Origin of the sequence: Streptomyces sp. NPDC085927 (assembly GCF_044540975.1) — a bacterium.
Classification (GTDB): Bacteria; Actinomycetota; Actinomycetes; order Streptomycetales; family Streptomycetaceae; genus Streptomyces; species Streptomyces hirsutus.
This window is the reverse complement of the sequence record NZ_JBITSN010000013.1, coordinates 60,955-81,276: the sequence shown is the minus strand read 5'-3', so window position 1 is coordinate 81,276 and position 20,322 is coordinate 60,955. Positions and strand designations below refer to the sequence as shown.

At 72.0% G+C, this 20,322-nt stretch carries 9 protein-coding genes; 3 read left to right on the top strand and 6 right to left on the bottom strand.

Annotated elements, in window-relative coordinates; all coding sequences use genetic code 11:
- Positions 1 to 10 precede the first annotated feature (10 nt).
- Both ACIF80_RS28110 and ACIF80_RS28105 read right to left on the bottom strand, forming a co-directional pair.
- The gene (locus tag ACIF80_RS28110) at positions 11 to 1,477 is read right to left on the bottom strand and encodes an aldehyde dehydrogenase family protein (RefSeq protein WP_399809810.1); all 1,467 of its coding nucleotides are present in this window, start codon (positions 1,475 to 1,477) and stop codon (positions 11 to 13) included.
- A gap of 300 nt (positions 1,478 to 1,777) precedes the next feature.
- Positions 1,778 to 2,866, bottom strand: a complete 1,089-nt coding sequence (locus ACIF80_RS28105) for an alpha/beta hydrolase (protein WP_399809809.1) — start codon at positions 2,864 to 2,866, stop codon at positions 1,778 to 1,780.
- Between the two features lie 465 nt (positions 2,867 to 3,331).
- Here ACIF80_RS28105 and ACIF80_RS28100 point away from each other — a divergent pair, with 465 nt between their 5' ends.
- Together ACIF80_RS28100 and ACIF80_RS28095 are read left to right on the top strand one after the other, a co-directional pair.
- Positions 3,332 to 4,057, top strand: a complete 726-nt coding sequence (locus tag ACIF80_RS28100) for a TNT domain-containing protein (RefSeq protein ID WP_399809808.1) — start codon at positions 3,332 to 3,334, stop codon at positions 4,055 to 4,057.
- A gap of 13 nt (positions 4,058 to 4,070) precedes the next feature.
- Positions 4,071 to 4,346, top strand: coding sequence for a hypothetical protein (locus ACIF80_RS28095; protein ID WP_399809807.1), 276 nt, complete (start codon positions 4,071 to 4,073; stop codon positions 4,344 to 4,346).
- Between the two features lie 45 nt (positions 4,347 to 4,391).
- On the opposite strand, the gene ACIF80_RS28090 is transcribed toward ACIF80_RS28095, so the two are convergent.
- The 4 genes from ACIF80_RS28090 to ACIF80_RS28075 are packed head-to-tail and all read right to left on the bottom strand — an operon-like array spanning position 4,392 to position 13,759.
- A complete protein-coding gene (locus ACIF80_RS28090) occupies positions 4,392 to 5,477 on the bottom strand; it encodes a DNA helicase (RefSeq protein WP_399809806.1) in 1,086 nt (361 codons plus the stop codon).
- Positions 5,474 to 7,333: a DrmB family protein gene (gene drmB, locus ACIF80_RS28085; RefSeq protein WP_399809804.1), complete on the bottom strand. Its 1,860-nt coding sequence runs from the start codon at positions 7,331 to 7,333 to the stop codon at positions 5,474 to 5,476. The genes ACIF80_RS28090 and drmB overlap by 4 nt, the downstream gene beginning before the upstream one ends.
- Complete coding sequence (locus tag ACIF80_RS28080) at positions 7,330 to 10,470, bottom strand: helicase-related protein (RefSeq protein WP_399809803.1); 3,141 nt, start codon at positions 10,468 to 10,470, stop codon at positions 7,330 to 7,332. The genes drmB and ACIF80_RS28080 overlap by 4 nt, the downstream gene beginning before the upstream one ends.
- Positions 10,471 to 10,522: 52 nt before the next feature.
- The gene (locus ACIF80_RS28075) at positions 10,523 to 13,759 is read right to left on the bottom strand and encodes a sigma-70 family RNA polymerase sigma factor (RefSeq protein WP_399809802.1); all 3,237 of its coding nucleotides are present in this window, start codon (positions 13,757 to 13,759) and stop codon (positions 10,523 to 10,525) included.
- A 214-nt stretch (positions 13,760 to 13,973) separates the two neighbouring features.
- On the opposite strand from ACIF80_RS28075, the gene ACIF80_RS28070 reads away from it, so the two are divergent.
- Positions 13,974 to 20,291 (top strand): protein kinase, encoded by a 6,318-nt coding sequence (locus ACIF80_RS28070; protein WP_399809801.1) that lies wholly within the window; start codon positions 13,974 to 13,976, stop codon positions 20,289 to 20,291.
- The last annotated feature ends 31 nt before the right edge of the window (positions 20,292 to 20,322 follow it).

The following is a 20,322-nucleotide window of genomic DNA, read 5'->3' as shown; positions in this document are numbered from 1 at the left end:
CCGCGCCCGGTCAGCCCTTGAACCAGCCGGAGGGTGCGGGGGCGAGGTTCTGGTAGATGTGCTTGGCCTCCTGGTACTCGCGCAACCCGGTGGGGCCCAGCTCGCGCCCGACGCCGGAGCGGCCGAAGCCGCCCCACTCGGCCTGCGGCACGTAGGGGTGGAAGTCGTTGATCCACACGGTGCCGTGCCGCAGCCGCTGGGCGACCCGCTGGGCGCGGCTCGCGTCGGAGGTCCACACGCCGCCGGCCAGGCCGTAGCGGGTGTCGTTGGCCAGGTCCACCGCCTCGTCCTCGGTGCGGAAACGCTCGACGGTGACGACCGGCCCGAAGACCTCGTCCTGGACGATGTTCATGGACCGGTCGCAGTCGGCGAAAATGGTCGGCAGGAGGAAGAAGCCGCTGCTCAGGGCAGGGTCGTCGGGGCGGGTGCCGCCGGTGACGAGCCGGGCGCCCTCCTCCTGTGCGGAGGCGATGTGGCGTTCGACCTTCTCACGGTGCTCGGCGGAGCTGAGCGGGCCGCTCTCGGTGCCCTCCTCCATGCCGTTGCCGAGGCGGATCGCCCGGGCGCGCTCGGCGAGGGCGTCGACGAACCGGTCGTGCAGCGCGTCCTGGACCAGCAGCCGTGATCCGGCGGAGCAGACCTGCCCGGAGTGCAGGAAGGCGGCGTCCAGCGCGTAGTCCACGGCGGCGGCGAAGTCGGCGTCCTCGAAGACGAGGTTGGGGTTCTTGCCGCCCAGTTCCAGGGCGATGTTCTTCGGCCCCCGGGCGGCGGCGGCCATGATGGCGCGTCCGGTGGCCAGGCCGCCGGTGAAGGACACCAGGTCGACCTCGGGGTGATCCGTCAGGGCGGCGCCGACGGTCGCGCCGGAGCCGAGCACCAGGTTGGCGACGCCGGGGGGCGCGCCGGCCTCCTCGATCAGCCGGATCATGGCGATCGTGGTGAGCGGTGTGGTCTCGCTGGGTTTGAGGACGAAGGTGTTGCCGGCGGCCAGCGCCGGCGCGACCTTCCACGAGGCCTGGAGCAGTGGATAGTTCCAGGGGGCGATGAGCGCGCACACCCCGATCGGCTGGTAGACGACGCGGCTGAGGACGTCCGGGCCCACGTCCACGACACGGCCGCCGTCCTTGTCCGCGAGTTCGGCGAAGTAGCGGAAGGCGTTCGCCACGTCCTCGATGTCGATGCGGGCCTCGGTCAGCGTCTTGCCGGTGTCGAGGGTCTCGGTACGGGCGATCTCGTCCCGGTCGCGCAGCAGCAGGTCGTGGACGCGCAGCAGGAGGTCGGCGCGGTGACGGGTGGGGGTGTTCGCCCACTCCTCCTCGTCGAAGGCCCGCCGGGCGGCGCGCACCGCACGGTCCACATCGGTGGCGTCCGCCTCGTCGACGGTGGTGATGACGGAGGCGTCGTACGGGTTGACCACCTCCCGCCGTCCGCCGGCCGCGGCCTGGGTCCACTCGCCGTCGATGTACAGCTCGCCCACCGCGGGGCCTCCTTCGCATCCGGCCGGTGCCGATCGGTTTGCCGGTCGGCAACGTGACCATGGTGCGGTCGGTGGCCCCGGGCCGCATCGCCACCATCGCGACCGGGTGGTTCGGGCGCTTCGGACACCCCGGACGGGCTAACGATCGGGCGGGGGCGGGCGGGGACCGGACGGGCCGACGGCGCGGCCCGTCCGCAGACTGTCGTACGGGGCAGGCTTCCCGCCCCATCTGCCCCCACTGACTTCACAGGGGCGGTTCCAAGCGGCAGAGCGCAGTCGTCGGCCTCTACGGCAACGGGCTCATCCGTCGACCCGCAGCGCACCGAGCAGCATCGGCAGGGAGGCGTGCAGTTCGCGTTCCCAGTAGGCCCAGCCGTGGGTGCCCGGTCCGTAGAAGTGGGTGGTGACGTGCTTCGCGCCCACGCGTTCCAGTTCGGCGGCGAGGGCGTGGTTCTGCCGGTTGAAGTCGGCCTCGAGCGCGCTGGTGCTGCCGGGCGGGTCCAGGGGGCCGGTGGTGCCGTCGCCGCACGACAGGTAGACCGGGATCGACCTGAGGCGCTTGGCCAGGTGGAACGGGTCGTGCGCCTTCCAGATGCGGCGCTGTGCCACCGGGTCGCCCCAGACGCGCAGCGGGTCGTTGCCCTGCCCGGCGAAGAAGCCCATGATGCGATCGACCGACTCGTCGTTCAGCAGGGGGTGGGCGGAGCCGGAGTACGCGGCGGTCGCCTTGAACATGCCGGGGTGCCGGGCGGCGTACTGCAGGGCACCCTGGCCGCCCATCGACAGCCCGGCGACGACACGGTTGCGGCCGGCGGCCCAGTCCCGCTCCAGGAGCTGCCGCAGCTCGACGGTGTGGAAGGTCTCCCACGCGGGGTCGCCGCCCTCGCCGTGGTTCCACCAGTCGCTGTACCAGCCGTTCCAGCCGGCCTCCGGCATCACCACGAGCACGTCGTCGCGCAGGCTGTCGATCCCGGCGACATCGGTGAGGCTGGTCCATGAGGTGTAGTCGCCGCAGCATCCGTGCAACAGCCAGAGGGTCGGCCAGTGCTGACTCCGGTCACCGGGGTCCCAGCCGTCGGGGGTGAGGAGCCGCACCTTGACGGTACGGCCGCCCAGAGCCTCCGATCTCACCGACAGGTCGACCTGCCGCTCGGCGACCTGGGTGACCGCGACGACCTCGGCCCCGCCTCGCTGTTTCCCGGACCGGGCGGTGTCGGCGGCCCCGTCCACGGCGACGGCGGGTGCGCCGGTGGCGAGCGCCGGTGCGGTCGGCGCGAGGACGGCGAGCAGCAGTACCGCGAGGATGACCGGGAGGCCGGCTCGACGGGGCAGGACGGCGGTCACGTGCGCGGTCACGGCGGCTCCCTGTGATGCGGTTCCTCGCTGCATGAACGGTACGACCGGGCCGGGCCGGTGCCTGCCGGGCAGGATCATCGGCCGTGGCCCCGCCTCATGGTGGCACTCCTGCGGACGGCCCGACAGTGCACGCCCGCCCGTGGGAACGGTCGTTGGCGTCTCTCCTGCCCTTCGCTCCTTCCACTTACCGGGCCGGGAGCAGTTGGGCGACGGAAACGAGCGCCCCACGACGATCCGGTCCGCCCTTTTCCCCTCCGCCCTTTTCCCCGTCGCCGGTCACGAGAGCGCGTGTCCTTGCCGTCACGCGGTCGTTGATCTTCACGTCGAAACGCCGAACCAGCCGGGACGGCCACCTCCTGACTGCGGAAGCCGGGCGACAACGCCCCGACAGCACCGGCCCTGGCATGCGCCACCGTCGCTGTTCACCTTGCCACTGCGCGCCCCAGCGGGTGGCCTCGTACGAGCCAGGGCGCCCCGACCAGCACCGGAGTACGACACGTGAAGAACCGCTCACGCGCTGCCCTGTCCGCCCTGACCCTGACCTTGACCGCCGCGCTGTCCCCGACGACCGCGACCGCCGCCACCGGCCCCGGCACCGGCCCCGGCACGTCCTCCGCGGTCGAGGAGCACCACCGATCGGAACAAGCGGCCCCGCGTCCGGCCCCGTGCACCGGCGCGTACCAGGGCGATGCCCGGCTGGGTCCGGAGACCCTGCCCCGCCCCTGGGAGGCCCCGGTGGGACCGCTGCTGAAGGACTACCAGCGCACCGGTGACCTCTCCCCGAGCGCGTTCCTGGCCAAGTACTGGAAGGACGAGGACCCTGAGGGACCGGCGGGATGGAAGTACCCGCCCAACGACGGATTCGCGGAGGTCAACGGGGAGGTCGACAAGCACGTGGAGGTCCTGGACCCGGGTGAGGACCTGGACCGCTTCGGCTCCGAGTACGGTTCCTACCTCGCCCCCGCCGGCGACCCCTACGCCAAGCGGGCGCTGCCCCCGCAGAACCTCAACACCCGTGAGCCCGCCCACCCCTGCGACTACCACCGCTACACCGTCACGCGGCCCTTCGCCGTCTGGCAGGGCGGCATCGCCCCCTGGTTCGAACAGCCGGGCGGCGGACAGCAGATCAAGCTCGACCCCGCCCTGCTCACCCCGGGCGACGGCGAGCGTCTGAACGTCAAGTGGCTCCTGGACCACGGCTACCTCGCTCCCGCGGCGGGCTGACCCGGGCCTGCCGGTGAACCGCGGCACGCTGCACACCGTCCTGCGCGCCCTGGGCGTGCAGGACGGCCACTACTACATCGAGGGCGTGCACGAGCCCTCTCCCCTGCCCACCGACTTCCTCTACCTGCGCCGCTCCCGCACGGCACCGGGCATGTGGGAGACCGGCGCCTACGAACGGGGCACCTGGGAGGTCGTCACCCGGCACGCGCGGGAGGAATCGGCCTGCACGCACCTGCTGCGGCTGCTGACCGGAACCGGAAACCCTCCTTCGGGCGGGGACACCCCGTAGGGCGTCCATCCGTGCGACGTGTCAGGCGGGTCGCCCGGCACCGGTCTACCCCCGTTGCAGATCTCCTCGGTTCACCTGGGCCAGAAGCGGTGGTTCGGACTCTCCCTCGTAACCGAGGTGGAGTTCCCGCCGCGCCCGGGTGGCCATGACGTAGTAGGACATCCGCAGTGCGGCGGAGGTCGGGTCGGTCGCGGCGTCCTGGTGGGTGTCGGGGATGACGACCGTGTCGAATCCCAGCCCCTTGGCGCTCCGGCGGTGCACGATCACGATGCCGGGCCGGCCGAGGTCGAGGTTGCGGTACTGACCGCCCCTCGACTGCGACGTGTACAGCTGGGGCTTGAGCCGTGGCGCCCGTTTCTGGATGCTGCCGAGCAGGGAGAACTGGGTGTGCTTGGAAGCGGCGATCACCCCGATGCTCTTCTTGGGCTGTGTCTCGGCCAGCAGGACGAGCAGGTCCGCGACGCCTCGTTCGTGGAAGCGGTGCAGGCGCGGCGGCGGGCCTTGGCGGCCCGGCAGGGCGGGGGTGCCGGTGCCGGTGTGGAAGTGTGCGGCGAAGGACGCGATCTGTTCGGTGTTGCGGTGGTTCCCGGCGAGGTCGTGGCGGGTGCACTTGCCCAGGTTCCGGGCGATCTCGTCAAGGGTGGAGTTGGTGTCGGTGAGCCGCTGGCACTCGTCCGCGTAGACGGTCGTGTGTGTCTCGAGCATGCGGACGAGCAGGTAGAACTCCGGGGGCAGGTCCTGGCCTTCGTCGACGACCAGGGCGACGCCGACGCCTCCCGCCTGCTCGGCGGCCCGGTTGAAGAGGGCGTCCCAGTCGTACCAGCCGTCGTCGCCGACCGGTGGGGCGGCTCCGTACCACTCGGCGAGCCAGCTGTGGGCGGTCATGACACGGACCGAGCGGTCCGCGGGCCCCAGTGCGTGCACCGTACCGGCGAGCGACTGCCGCAGCAGGTTGGAGTAGGTCAGCAGGACCACCGGTGTGCCGGTGAGAGCCAGCATGACGGCCCGCTGGGCCGCCAGGACGCTCTTGCCGCTGCCCGGTGGTCCACTGATCAGATGGTTGCCGTCGAAGGGCAGGTCGTCGAGGCCCGCCCGCTGGTCGGGGTCGAGGTCCAGGTAGGTGACGGTCACGGCTGCTCCAGAGCGGTGGCCGCGGCGGTGCGAGCCGCGGCGACGATGGGCTGCAGGTAGCCGGGGACGTGTTCGCCTCCGACGACGAGGGCACGGTCCAGCAGGGAGTTGCCGGTCTCGCAGCTGGTTTCCGGGAGCAGGGCGCAGGCGTGGCAGGCGGCCCGGTTGAGGTTGCCGAAGCCCTGGCCGCTGTGTTCGGCGCACAGGGGGTCGGCCGAGCACCAGGCGGCCGACTCGGTCATTCGCAGCAGCGTTTCGGCCAGCCGCGGGGGTTCGCCCTGGCGGACGAGTCCGCCCAGGGTGCCCTCGGCGTCTCCGGCGGCGGTGTAGACGAGGATTCCGCACTGGTCCTGTTCGGGGCGGGCGTAGATCCGCTCGCGCAGACTCGCGGTCGTGTACCCGGACTCGAAGGACAGCTGGCGGATGAGGAGGTGGGCGAGGGTGTGCAGAAGGACGAAGCGGGGAGCGAGTTCGGGTCCGGTCACGCTTTCCAGACGGTCCTTCTGGAACGAGCGGTCGAGGTCGGCCCGCATGCCTCCGACCCGTCGGCGTACCTCCGCGGCCTGCTCCCATTCCTGGAGCGCGTCGTGGTCGAGGGTGAGGAAGACGCCCTCGCCGAAGACCTCGACGGCGGGCAGCCACTTCAGCCGGCGGGACGTGTCGGCGGTGACGACGGTGGCGTCCGGAGAGACCCTGGTGAAGCCGGACAGGGCCCGGACCTCGCGGAGGCGGTCGGCGAGCACGATGCGGCCGAAGCGGCGGGCGAGCCCGGCCCACGGTTCGTCCGTCTCCCCCGCCAGGCCGAGCGTGGTCTCGCGCAGGGCGAAGTCACGGGTGACGGGTGGGGCGGGCGCCGTGAACGCGGCCCATTCCTCCCGGCTCAGGTCGGGGCGGTCGGGGCCGGCGGGCGTCTGCTCCGGGGAGCCGGCCGCGGCGGGGGCCGCGTGTCCCGTCTCCTCCGCCAGGAGGGTGTCCATCAGGCTGTCGTCGGCTCCGGTGTCCTCCTGGATCATCGTCCGGAAGGCGGTGGAGCGCGGCGAGGCGGGGTCCCTGCACAGCAGGACCCACAGGTGATGTTCACGGACCTGGGTCGCGAGCGCGTCATCGGTGTGGACGGGGACGTCGGTCTCGGGGATGTCCAGCGCCGAGTGCACGAGGGGGTAGTAGAGGTTGCCCGCCGTGCGTTGCACGATCTGCACCGGACGCGGGCATGTGGCGGCCTCGCTCGCGCGCTGCCACGGGTTGCGTCCCGAGCAGCGCATGCCGTGGGTGCCGAGGATGTCGAGCAGGTCCCGGGTGGCGCCGCACCCCTTGGCCGTGCAGGTGACGGAGAGCGCTTCGAGGCCGGAGGCCCGTTCCGAGACGAGGAACCGCAGCCTTTCGCGTTCCTCGCAGCGCCGCCGCTCGCCGCCGTCGCGCCGCGAGTGCGCCCAGAACCACCAGTCGACGTCGCCGAGGTGCCCGGCCTGGCAGATCTGCACGAACCGCATCGGTGCCAGGGTCCGCGCGGGGGTGCAGGACGGGCAGCGCGGCGCCTGGCCGTGCTTCTCGTCGGCGATCCGCCAGCGCTTCATGCGTCGGCAGGCACCGCAGAACAGCCAGGAGGGGAAGCGGATGTACGGTGCTCCGGGCGCGTCGGCAACGTCGAAGCGGTCGTTGGCGGTGGCGGGTGCGGCGTGGAAGCCGGTGACGCCGAGCCGGTCGGCGAGCCGGGGCGAGTCGATCCGCTGCTTGGCCCGGGCCGGCCAGTCGCCGATGCCGGCGGCCACGAACGACTCGCCCTGGATGTCGAAGACGGCTCCGACCCCGAAGGGCACCACGGTCTGCGACTGGCGTACCCGGAGTGTGCGGCTCACAGGTCGGCTCCCTTCACTGTCACCTGGCATTCCCGGTCGACGTTGCGCATGGAGTTGGGTGTCTCCCACAGGCCGTAGAGCTGTTCGAAGCTCTTGATGAGGTTGGACTGGCCCTTGCCCTGGCTGCGGTAGTACAGCTCGCGGCCGTCCTTGCGGGCCTGGCGTGCGAGGTCCTCCCAGTCCGCGACCAGCCCGGCGAGTTCCTTGCGGACCGCGTCCCCGGCAGTCGGCTCGGCGGTCTCCGCCCGTTGCGCCAGCTCTTCGATCAGCTTTTCCACTTCGGGCAGCCGGTCGAGGATCCGCCCGGCCTGGTTCTCGGCCGCCAGCCCCAGCCGGTGCCGTACGAGGATCACGAGCACGGCGTGCAGGGCGCGGCGGCGGGAGGGAACCGACCAGGGCGTGACACTGGTCGGCTCCACGTGCCGGTAGAGGGCGCGGTGGTACACGTCGAAGGTCTCGTAGTGCGAACGGTCCCTGGGGCGGGTGGCGTTGAAGAAGGTCACCACGAGTCCGGGAACGGCGTGCCGGCCCACGCGGCTGGTGGCCTGGATGTACTCGGCGGTCGTCTTGGGCTGGCCCTGCATCAGCATCAGGGCGAGCCGTTTGACGTCGACACCCACGGACAGCATGTTCGTGCAGGGCAGGAAGGACACCGACTTCGGGTCGTCCCAGCTCTTCTCCAGCCGGTCCAGCAGCACCGGCTGCTCGGCCCGTGGCAGGTTGCTGGTCAGCTCCTCGACCTGCGCGTCCGTCAACGGGCGTACCCCGGCGCCGGAGTCGAGACCGGCGAGCTGGGCGGGGATGTCGTCGGCGGCGGCGGTGACGGTGCGGCCGAGTTCGCGCAGGCTGTGGTGGTAGGCGACCAGGGTCCAGTAGGCGTCGCGGTGTTCCTCCGGGAGCTGCCACGCCCCCTGGAGCAGGGCGGCCGCGGTGGCCACGGAGGCGCGGCCGGCGGTGTGTCCCTGGGCCATGACACCGAGGTAGCGGCGGCCCGGGCGGGAGGTGTCCGGCTCGGCGAAGTAGGAGTGGCGGGCGTCGAGTCCGGCGGGCGGGAAGAGCTGGACGTCTCCCCCGTACAGGGCGCGGACCTGTTCGCCGGAGCGGCGGATGGTCGCCGTGGACGCCACGACCTTGGGCCCGGTTCCGTCCGGTGCGGTGCACAGCCCGAGGACGGCGGCTTCGTACAGGCCCACGGTGGTGCCGAGCGGACCGGTGAGCAGGTGGAGTTCGTCCTGGATGACGAGGGACGGCGGCAGGTGGCCGGTGCCGGCGCCGAAGAGCCGGCCGGAGCGCGGTTCCCAGGCGAGCCGGGCGAACTTGTCGACGGTGCCGAGGACGAAGGTGGGCGGACTGTCGTACATCTGCTCGTCCACGACGGCGACGGGCAGTTCGTCGTGGAAGAGGCACGCGTCCCTGGGGCAGAAGAAGGCGAAGGAGTCGGCGCCCGCGCGCACCCCGTAGTCGTCGTTGCCGGGTGACTTGTGGGCGGGCAGGATGCGCGTGCCGCACCAGGGGCAGCGGTCCAGGATGAACACGTCGTCGGGGGTGGCGGCCTGGCGTGCGTCGTGGAAGTCGCGGCGCGCCTTCTCGTAGCTGTTCGCGGTGGTGGTCTCACCGACCCACAGACCGATGGAGAAGGGCTCCTCGCCGTACGTGGCCGGGTCGGCGCGGCGCATGGACTCCAGCGCGCACACGGTCGTGGCGGCGCGCTGGAACTGCTGCGTGGTGAGCAGGCTGAGGGTGTACCGGCTGAGCACGGCCGTTCCGCCGCCGTCGCGCTCACCCCGGCGGAGCACCATCACGAACGCGGCGAGCAGCAGGTACGCCTCGGTCTTGCCACCACCGGTCGGGAACCAGATCAGGTCCGTCACGGCACGGTCCGGGTGGCGGGGGTCGGCTGTCCCGTCGACGGCCAGCAGGAAGAACGCCAGCTGGAAGGGGCGCCAGGAGGCGTCCGCGTACGGCTGCGGGTCCGGCGGTACGCCGTCGTCCCGGCGGGGGCGCCGGGTGCCGGCGAGGTCGGCGGCGGAGTGGCGCATCTGCAGTGCCATGGCACGGTTGGCGGCCCGGAAGGCGTGCAGCAGTTCGGGGCGGCGGGGGTCGCAGAGGGTCCGTACACCGGACTCGATGCGGGTGACGGCGGTGCTGATGCGGTCGAGGACGCGCCGGGCGGCTTCCCTGCCCCACTCGGGCACCTCGGTGTCGAGCTGGTTGAGCTGTCCCACGTACCAGGCGCGGTAGGAGGCGGCGAACTCGGCCAGTTCCTCCCTCAGCTGGTCGGCGGAAACGGCGGGGTCGGCGAGATGGGTGAGCTTGAGCACCGGGGTGTCGGTCAGGCCGGCGGCTCGTACGCCCGTGACCTCCGCCTCGGGCATGACGGCGGCCCGCAGCCCGGTCACGCGGCTGCCGGTCCCGTCGTCGTGCGTCTCCTCGACGGCGCACCCGTGCCCGACGGCGTGTGTCCGCACGTGCCGGTACTGAAGGCGCAGTTCCTGCTCCTCCGAATCCCTGCTGGCCAGAAGGACGCTGGGATACTGCAGCACCCGTCCGTCGACCGGCCGGGCCCACAACTCCACTTGGAACAGCATGCGGTCCCAGCGGTCGTTGCTCTCCGGCGCGGGATCATCCTGCGCGGCGTTCACGAGGGCGGCGGTGACGAGCTGCCCACTGCCGAACGCTCTTCGTCTGACACGCAGTTCGGCACGCCCGTCCAGCACGGTGACGTGCTCCCGGTCGGCTCCCAGGAGATGCTTCTCGGCAGGTATGGCGATCCGCTGCCAGCTCCTGCCACGCCGGCCGCTGCGCGCTTTCGTCAGATACCGGGCGGCAGCGCATCCGATCTCGATCACGTCCGCGTCGGTGTAGAAGCTGAACCCGAGGGACGAGGGCAGCCAGGAGTTCGACTCGGGCACGGGGTCGGCCGCCGGGGCGGTGTCCTCGGCGCCCCTCTCGGTGCCGGCTCCGTCGAAGTGCTCGCGGGCGAGGTCCAACTGGGCCTGCAGGTCGGCTTCCTGCGGATACAGGGTGCCCATGAGGTACTGCCGGTCGGGCGGGGCGTCAAGCGTCTCGTCGTCGCCACCGGCCGGTCCGACGAGCTGCCGCCTGAGGTAGGAGACGAGTTCCTGTCTGGGGTCCATGGGATTCCTGCTGTTCTTCGGAAAGAGGAGAAACGAAGGGGCCGTCGGCGGCTCAGGGACGGCGCCAGCGGTCCCGGAAGGAGCTCCGGGCCCGTGCGGCTTCCTGTTCCGCGGCCAACCGTGTGTGCAGTGCGGCGAGTTGCTGTTGCAGTTCGGCGGTCTGGGCCCAGGCGTTCTGTTCTGCCTGCGCCACGCGTTGGGCGGCCAGCTGCTCCGTGCTCTCCGCGTGCCGCCGCGCCGCCTCGAGCGCCTGGTCCCGCCGGGCCAGGGCGGCTTCGGTGTCACGGAGCCGCGCCTCCATGTCCTCCACGCGGGCCTCGGCGGCCTCACGCTGCCGGCGCAGCACGTCCTCGGCTGCCCGGTCGCGTTGCGTGACGGCGGCAGCGGCCTGCCGCAGCCGGTCCTCCAGTTCCGCGATGCGGGCTTCGGCGCCCTCTCGGTACTGGCGCAGCCGCAGTTCCAGAACCTGGGTCCGGTCCCGCCGGTCGTCCGCCGACCGGACGGACTCCTCGGCCGACTCGGCCCGGCGCAGCACCGCCTGGTACGCCTCGTGGTGCTGCGCCTTCAGCTGTGCGATGCGCGCCTCACCCTCGGCACGCGTACGCCGCTCGCGCCGGAGCAGCACGGTGTCCATGCGCGCGAGCAGCACGTCCTCCCATGCGTGGAGTTCACGCTCGGCCTCCACACGGGCTTCGGTGAGCCGCCGTTCGAACTCCTCCTCGGCCTCCTCCGTGGCGCGTGCCACGGGAACCGGGGCCGGCTCGGTCCGGACCGGGTTCGCTTCCGCGCCCCCCTCCGGCTCCGTGTGCGTGTCCGCGTCCCCAGCACCCAGGGGGACCGCAGCGGCCTCCCGTGGTTCCGCCTCCGGCTCCGCATCCCCTGGTGCGTCCTGGTCCGGTTCCTTCTCCTCGGCCGCCCCGGCGGCGACGAACTCCCGCAGCGCGTCACGCACGGCGAGCCGGGACTCGCGGTGTACAAGGGGCCGGCTGGTGAGGTACGAGCGGGGCGTGCTGCCGCGCAAGGCGTCGGCGGGCCGGTCGAAGTAGTCCTCGGGCCGCCGCCCGGTCTCCACCAGGGTGTCGACGACTCGACGCAGCACTTCCAGCGCCGTGAGGACCGGGCGGGTGAAGCGGTTTCGGTACCGGTCGCTCCGGACCACCGCATCGGCGTCGGGCTGCCCGAGCAGCGCGGCCAGGGCGTCGTGCCCCAGGGCCGCCAGTGCGTACTCGGCGAGCCACCAGTCCTGTTCGACGGGCGTCGCCGACATCCGCCGTACACGCTCCCAGTCGGCAGCCGCCTGGTTCGCCACCACCCCGGGCTCCGTTTCCGTGCCCGAAGCGCTCGCCGGCTGCGGCGCCGCCTCGGCCGTCAAGGGGACAGGCCCGGCGCCGACGGCCACATCGGTGCACGTGAGACTCTCACCTTGCGTCACCTCGGCTTCCGGTTCCACTGCGGCCTGCGCAGTGCCCTCGTCACTCGTCTCGCCGTCGGCCTTCGGCTGCACCGCGGCTTCGCTCACCGCCTCGACCTCGATGCCCGGTATGTCGCTGCTCTCCTCCACGACCGCGGTCCGCTCCACCGCCTCAGCCACATGCGCGGCTCGGGCAGCCCGCCCCGCCCGCTCCTCCACGGCCTTGCGCAGGGCACGCCGGGCAGGTGCCGTACGGGCCGCGTGGGTGGCACGGGCGATCCGTGCCCGTCGCACCGCTTCGGCGGCTCTTCGGGCTGCGTACTCGGCTTCCTCGCAGACGGCGTCCAGGCCGTCGTCGGCGAGGCCCGCCTTGCGCAGCCTCTCCTGGAACACGGGCCGCGCCTTCGCCTCGATCTGCCGGATGCGCTCCCGTGTGACGCCGTACACGCGTCCGAGTTCGTCCAGCGTCAAGGGTTCGCCGCCGTCGAGCCCGAGGCGCCCTGCCAGGATGCCGTGCTCCCGTTCGGTGAACGTCTCCAGGACGGCCAGGACCGCCTCCAGGGTGAGGGCGGCGACCACGTGCCGCTCCACCGACGGCAGGACGTGGGTCCGTCCCACGAAGTCCGCCAGGGTGGCACCGTCGCCGATGACGCGGTCGAGGGAGTCGGTGCGGCGGGTGAGGCGCCGGATCTCCTCCACCTTCTGCAGAGGCATGTCACACGTCACCGCGACATCGGCGGTGGCCGCGGGCCGCCCCTCGGACAGGAGGGTGCGTTCCGCTCTGGCCACCTTCCGCATCTGCTCGTGCATGTGAACCGGAATCCGGATCAGCGCGCCCTCGTCGGCGATGGCCCGGGTGATGGACTGACGGATCCACCACGTGGCGTAGGTGGAGAACTTGAAGCCCTTGGTGGGGTCGAACTTCCGGGCGGCTCGCAGCAGACCGAGGAATCCGTGCTGGAGCAGGTCGTCGTAGTCGAGGCCCTGTTCCAGGTGTGGCCGGACCAGGGAGTGCACCAGCCGCTGGTTGTGCAGGACGAGGCAGTCCCGGGCACGGATCCTGAGGTCGTCCGTCGGCAGTGCCTTCAGTTCGTCCTCGTCCGGTTCCCGTGCGATGTGGTCCGCTCCGCCCCGGGTCAGCACGGCCAGGCCCACTTCCGCCTGCGCGCTCAGCAACCGGCTGCCGGGCCGCCGCTCGCGTCGGTCGGTGTCCAGAACGGCGTACGCCGCGGCGAGCGCCTCGGCGAGGTCTCCGGGCGCCGTCTCCACTGCGGGAGTGTCGCCACCCAGGTCCGCCCGATCCGCCTCGTCCGCCTCCGTTTCGCCGAGGAGGCCCTCCCTGCCGTCTTCACCGTCTTCCCGTACTCCCTCCGACGACCCCGCCTCGTCGACGCCCCCGCCGCCCCGCTCCTCCGCTTTCGGCCGCTCCGGGCCACGTTCGGCTTCCGGGTCCCTCACCGGTGTCTCCGCGCGCAGCCGCGCGGCCTCATGAGCCTGGAGTCCGGCGAGTTTCACGACACCGTCCAGGACGTGAGAGGTCACGTAGCCGTCGGCGTCGACGTAGCGCCGTATCAGGTGGTGCACCGACCGGATCCGGGGGAACACACTTTCCCCTCGCTTCTGCGCAACCTTTTCACCATTCCGCTTGTCACCGTCTGTGTGCACATGCAATTCCTGCACGGGCAGCCCCAGCCGGGCCAGCTCGTGACGCAGCCGCTCCCGCTCGGCGTCCCCCAGCACGAGCGCCTTCACGCCCTCGCTGAAGACCTGCTCCGGCACGACCCCGTCCACGGCACTGCCCCGCAGCCGCACCAGCAGCTCGCCGAGCGCCGCGCGCAGACCGGACGACCCGTCGCCGACCGAAGACCGCTGCACCATCGGCCCACCCCCCAACATTTTCACCGTCACCGTAAGTGAGTCACGTTGATGATGTCAACAAGTACACCGCTACCTCTCAAACCACCCTTCGTGTACGGTGTCGGCTGTCGCTGTATCTCCTCTGTCACGATGGGTACGCGCAGCGGCGCGTAAGGGGGCCCGTGCACCTGGGGGGTGTGGGGGACGTGTGCGAGGGACGAGGGAGCGAGCGGCAGTGAGTCACGCACTGGTCGACGGCAGGTTCCGCATCGGACGGGTCATCGGCAGGGGCAACATGGGGGAGGTCCATCGGGCCGAGGACCTGCAAGCTCCCGAGGGCACCCCGGAACGCGCCGTCGCCGTCAAGACGATCCTGCGCCGTCGTACCGGCACGCAGGTGGACACCGGTGGCGACGCGAAGGCCGTGCAGCGTTTCTTCCGCGAAGTGCGGATCATGCGCCGCCTGTTGCACCCCAATCTCACCCGGCTCGTGGCGGGCGGCATCGACGAGGACGCCGGAAGTCCCGGCGGCCTGCCTTATCTGGCCATGGAGTTCCTCGACGGCGAGACCCTGCGGGACCTGATCCAGGAAGAGGCCCAGCTGCCCGTCTCCTGGGCCACGGCCATCGGCGCGCAGATAGCCGCCGGCCTCGCCACCGCGCACGCCGCGGGCATCGTGCACCGCGATCTCAAGCCGGCCAATGTGATGCTCACGCAGGGCGGCACGGTCAAGGTGCTCGACTTCGGCATGGGCAGCATCGCCGACGACCCCGACCAGACCCGGCTGACCAGCACGGGCGTCAGCGTGGGCACCGCCCGCTACATGGCACCGGAACAGTGCCTGGCCAAGCAGGTGACGCAGGCCGCCGACCTCTACGCGCTGGGCTGTGTGCTGTACGAGATGCTGGTCGGCGTTCCCCCGTTCACCAGCGAGTCCGCGTACGAGCTGGCCGACCGGCACGTCAACCGGCAGCCGGCGCCGGTCCGGGCGATCCGCGGCGAGGTGCCCGTCGAGCTCGCCCGGCTCGTGGAGCGCCTGCTGGCCAAGGACCCGGCGGACCGCCCCGCCGACGCGGTGACCGTGCGGGACGCGCTGCTCCCGCTCGCCGTGTCCGGCGCCGGGGACCTGCTGCCGCACTGGGGCGCGCTGGACCCGACGGTGCCCCTGCGCGAGGCCGCGCCCGCCCCGGCGACCGCGGCCCCGGCCCACGCCGAGGAGGTCCCCGCCCCGCAGGCCGCGGCCCCCGGCGCGGTCATGGACGTCTTCGGCGTGCACAAGGCGCTCATCAGGGACTACCGCTCCTTCACCGAGGGCGGCACCGTCATCCGTGACGACCGGATCTCGGACTTCGTGGAGAGGGATCTCGACGAGAAGTCGCAGTGGCCGGACCCGTGGCTGTCGCTCAACCCGTTCTTCCAGGGCGGCGGCACCGTGGTCGAGCTCGCCCAGCAGAAGGTGCTGCACGCCGAGTGTGCCCGCATCTTCCAGGCGAAGAAGACGGAGGGCGGCACCGTCTGCGACGGCCGTCCGCTCACCCTGCACCGCCACCAGCGCGACGCCGTCGACGCCGCCGCCTCGGGATCCTCGTACGTCCTGACGACCGGCACAGGGTCCGGAAAGTCGCTCTCCTACATCGTCCCGATCGTCGACAAGGTGCTGCGCGAGCGGGACCAGGAAGGCCCCGACGCGACCAAGCGGGTGCGGGCGATCATCGTCTACCCGATGAACGCGCTCGCCAACAGTCAGCTGCGGGAGCTGGAGAAGTACCTGCGCGACGGGTACGGCACCGGCAAGGAGCCGGTCACCTTCGCCCGCTACACGGGCCAGGAGGACGACGAGAAGCGCAGGGAGATCCGGGACAACCCGCCGGACATCCTGCTCACCAACTACGTGATGCTCGAGCTGATGCTCACCCGCCCCGCCGACCGGGCGAGCCTGATCCGGATGGCGCGGGGCCTGGAGTTCCTGGTCTTCGACGAGCTGCACACCTACCGCGGCCGTCAGGGCGCCGACGTGGCCCTGCTCATCCGCCGTGTCCGCGAGGCCTGTCGGGCCGAGGACCTGCAGTGCATCGGCACGTCGGCGACCATGTCGACCGAGGGCACCCTGGACGACCAGCGCCTGGTGGTCGCCGAGGTGGCGAGCACCCTGTTCGGCACGAAGGTGCGGCCCGAGCACGTCATCGGCGAGACCCTGGTCCGCGCGACCGGTGAGGCCCCACAGACCGTACCGGCCGGGCGCCTCACCTCGTCCGCCGCCCCGCGCGCCTACGACGACCTCGTGCGCGACCCGCTGGCCCGCTGGATCGAGGGCCGCTTCGGCCTGGTCGAGGACGAGGAGTCGGGCCGTCTGGTGCGGCAGCGGCCGGCGAAGATCGAGGTCGCGGCGAAGGAGCTGAGCGAGCGGTCGGGCGTGCCCGAGCAGGACTGCGCCGCCGCCATCCGCGCCACGCTGGAGGCCGGTTCGCAGGCCCTCCATCCGGTGACCGAGCGCCCGCTGTTCGCGTTCCGGCTGCACCAGTTCCTGTCCAAGGGCGACACCGTGTACGTCACCCTGGAGGACAAGCTCTCCCGCCACCTCACCCGCTCCTACCAGCTCGAACAGCCGGGCAGCGGCGGCAGGCTGCTGATGCCGCTGGCGTTCTGCCGGGAGTGCGGCCAGGAGTACCTGACGGTGTGGCGCACCGAGAAGGACGGCGAGGTCCGCTACGAGGCACGCCGCGACACCTCGGCGACCGGCGGCCGGCAGGGCGACGGCTACCTCTACATCGACCACGAGCGGGAGTGGCCGGCGAACGTCCAGTACGCCGTGGACGACCGCCGGCTGCCCGAGTCCTGGCTGGAGGTCGACGACAGGGGCCAGGAGGTCGTCAAGCGCACCTACCGCGACCGGGTGCCCCGCGCGATCACCGTCGACCCGTACGGCCAGGAGGGCCGGGGCGAGCTGAAGGCCGCGTTCGTCCCGTCCCCGTTCCTGTTCTGCCTGCACTGCGGGGTGGCGTACGAGCAGACGCGCGGCAAGGACTTCGCCAAGCTGGCCACGCTGGACCAGGAGGGCCGCTCGTCGGCGACCTCGCTGGTCTCGGCGTCCATCGTGCGATCACTCAAGTCGGTGCCGGAGGAAGCCCTGGACAAGGAGGCGCGCAAGCTCCTCACCTTCGTCGACAACCGGCAGGACGCCTCCCTCCAGGCGGGCCATTTCAACGACTTCGTGCAGATCACCCAGTTGCGCGGGGCGCTGTACCGGGCGGCCCTGGACGCGGGCGAGGACGGTCTGCACCACGAGGAGCTGGCCACGGCGGTCACGAACACCCTCGCGCTCGCCCCCGCCGACTACACCGGCGACACCGACCTCTCCCCCGGCCTCGCCCGCAACGCGGCCCGCACGCTGCGCGACGTGATCGCCTTCCGGCTCTACCTGGACCTGGAGCGCGGCTGGCGCATCACCATGCCCAACCTGGAGCAGACGGGCCTGCTGGAGATGGATTACGAGGACCTGCACTGGGTGGCCGGCAAGCAGGACCGCTGGGAGAGCACGCACCCCGCGCTGCGGGACGCCGACCCGGTGCTGCGCGCCGAGATCGTCAGGACGCTGCTGGACGAGATGCGCCGCTCGCTGGCGATCGACGTGTCGTACTTCCGCGACGACACCTTCGAGTCGCTGCAACGGGCGACCGAGGAGCGGCTGGTGGATCCGTGGGTGCTGTCCACCGGTGACAAGCCGCGGGTCGGTACGGCCTATCCGCACCCGTCCCGGCCGGGCGCCGACCGCTCCAGCCTGTTCCTGTCGGCGCGCGGCAAGTACGGCAAGTACCTGAAGCGCGCGGACGGTTCCTTCGCGGGGCTGGACCAGGACGACCTCCAGCTGATCATCGCCCAGCTGCTGACGGTCCTCACCAAGGCGGGCCTGGTCAAGGAGGTCGAGACGGCCCCGCAGCGGCCCGGCCGCTACCGTCGCCCGTCGGGTCCGACGACGACCGGTTACCGGGTGGCGGCCCAGTCGCTCGTCTGGCGGGCCGGCAAGGGCGAGTCGGGCGCGCACGACCCGCTCACCCGCACATACCAGAGCGGCGACGGCCCGCGCATCAACTCCTTCTTCCTCAAGCTGTACCGGGAGACCGCCGACGCCCTGTCCGGCCTGTTCGCCCGCGAGCACACCGCGCAGGTGGCCCCCGCGGACCGGGAGAAGCGCGAGGAGGCGTTCCGCAAGGCGGAGCTGAAGCTGCTGTACTGCTCCCCCACGATGGAGCTGGGCGTCGACATCTCCTCCCTCAACGCGGTGATGATGCGCAACGTCCCGCCCACGCCCGCCAACTACGCCCAGCGTTCGGGCCGTGCGGGCCGCAGCGGCCAGCCCGCGCTGGTCACGACGTACTGCGCGACGGGCAACAGCCACGACCAGTACTACTTCCGCCGCTCGGAGCGGATGGTCGCCGGCGCGGTCGCCCCGCCCCGCCTGGACCTCGCCAACGAGGACCTGGTCCTCTCCCACCTCCAGGGCATCTGGATCGCCGAGGCGGGCCTGCGGCTGGGCCGTGCCATCCCGGACGTGCTGGACGTGTCGCACCCGGACACCGGCGACCGCCCGGCCCCGGCCCTCGGACTGCTGCCGGAGATCCACGCGGCCTCGTACGACGACGGCGCCCAGCGCCGCACGGTCGACGCGGCCCTGACCGTCCTCGGCCCGCTGCTGAAGGAGTTCGCCGACACCACCTGGTGGCACGACGACTGGATCCAGGACAGGGTGCGCACGGTCCCCGAGCGGTTCGACCGGGCCTTCGACCGCTGGCGCAGCCTGTTCCGCGCCGCGCTGGACGACCAGTACGTGCAGAACAAGCGCCGCCTCGACTACAGCCTCACCGAGGGCGACCGCAACCGTGCCAACGCCCGCCGCCGCGAGGCCGAGACCCAGCTGAATCTGCTGATGAACGAGAGCGTCGACAGCAAGTCGGTCCTCTCGGACTTCAACCCGTACCGCTACCTGGCGTCCGAGGGCTTCCTGCCCGGCTACAGCTTCCCGCGCCTGCCGCTGGCCGCGTACATCCCGACGATCGGCCGCCGCCGCGGCGACGGCGACTACCTCCAGCGGCCCCGCTTCCTCGCCGTCCGCGAGTTCGGCCCCGGCGCGCTGATCTACCACGAGGGCGCCCGCTACCAGGTGACCCGCATCCAGCTGCCACCGGACTCCTCCGGTGAGCTGACGACGGGCGAGGCCCGCCGCTGCGCGCACTGCGGCTACCACCACGACCCGAAGGAGCGCGAGGACCGCTGCGGCTTCTGCGACGAGCCGCTGAGCTCGGCCACGTACGGCCTGCTCCACCTGCACACGGTGTACACCACCCGCCGCGAGCGGATCTCCTCCGACGAGGAGGAGCGGCGCCGGGCGGGCTTCAGACTGGAGACGTCGTACCGCTTCCACGACCACGGCGCCCGCCGGGGCCGCCTCAACGCGACGGTCGCCGACGCGGCGGGCGGCCGGCTCGCCGGGATCACCTACGGCGACTCCGCGACCGTCCGCATCACCAACACCGGCCGGGTGCGGGCCAAGAAGGACGAGCCGCCGGGCTACTGGCTCGACCTGACGGACGGCCGCTGGATGAACGACAAGGACGCGTCGGAGGCCTCCGGCGACTCCAGCGAGCTTCCGGTCATCGACACGGACGGCAACGAGCGGCGCCGCAAGAAGCGCGTCATCCCGTTCGTGGAGGACCGCCGCAACATCCTCGTCGTCACCCTCGACGAGGCGCTGCCCGAGCCGATCGCGCTGACGCTGATGTACGCGCTGGAGCGGGGCATCGAGGCCGCGTTCGAGCTGGAGGACGCCGAGCTGACGGCCGAGCTGCTCCCGCCGGACGACGGTCCGCGCCGCCGCATCCTGTTCATGGAGGCCGCGGAGGGCGGCGCGGGCGTCCTGCGCCGGCTCCAGGCCGAGACGGACGCCGTGGCCAAGGCGGCCCGCCGCGCCCTGGAGATCTGCCACTTCGGCGAGGACGGCACGGACCGGGGCGACGAGGCGCACCGCGGCGACCGCGCCTGCGCGCTCGGCTGCTACGAGTGCCTGCTGACGTACGGCAACCAGCTCGACCACGCCCGGATCAACCGCCACACGGTGGCGGCCCTGCTGGTCCGCTTCGCGTCGGCGACGGCGACGCGGGAGGAACGCGGGGAGTCCCGGTCGGAGCAGTACCGGCGGCTGATCACCCGGTCGCCGGCCGAGCCGACGGCGGTGGAGGCCGCGGCTGCGGCGGAGTTGGCGGAACAGGGCGACTTCCTGGACTGGGTGAAGGCGAAGGGCCTGAACCTGCCGACGGAGACCGGTGTTCTCCTCACCGAGGCCAACGCCATGCCCGACTACGTCTACCGGCAGCCGGGCATGCGCCTGGCCGTCTTCGTCGACCTGCCCGACACGGAGCAGACCGCCCTGCGCGACGAGGACGCCGCGGAACGCCTCCTCGACGCCGGCTGGGAGTACGTCCGCTTCCGCCCCGGCGACGACTGGGACGCGCTCGCCGCCTCCTACGCCGACTGCTTCGGCTCCCCCACCGCCGACTGACCGCCCGCCCGCGCCTTTCCGAGGATCTGAC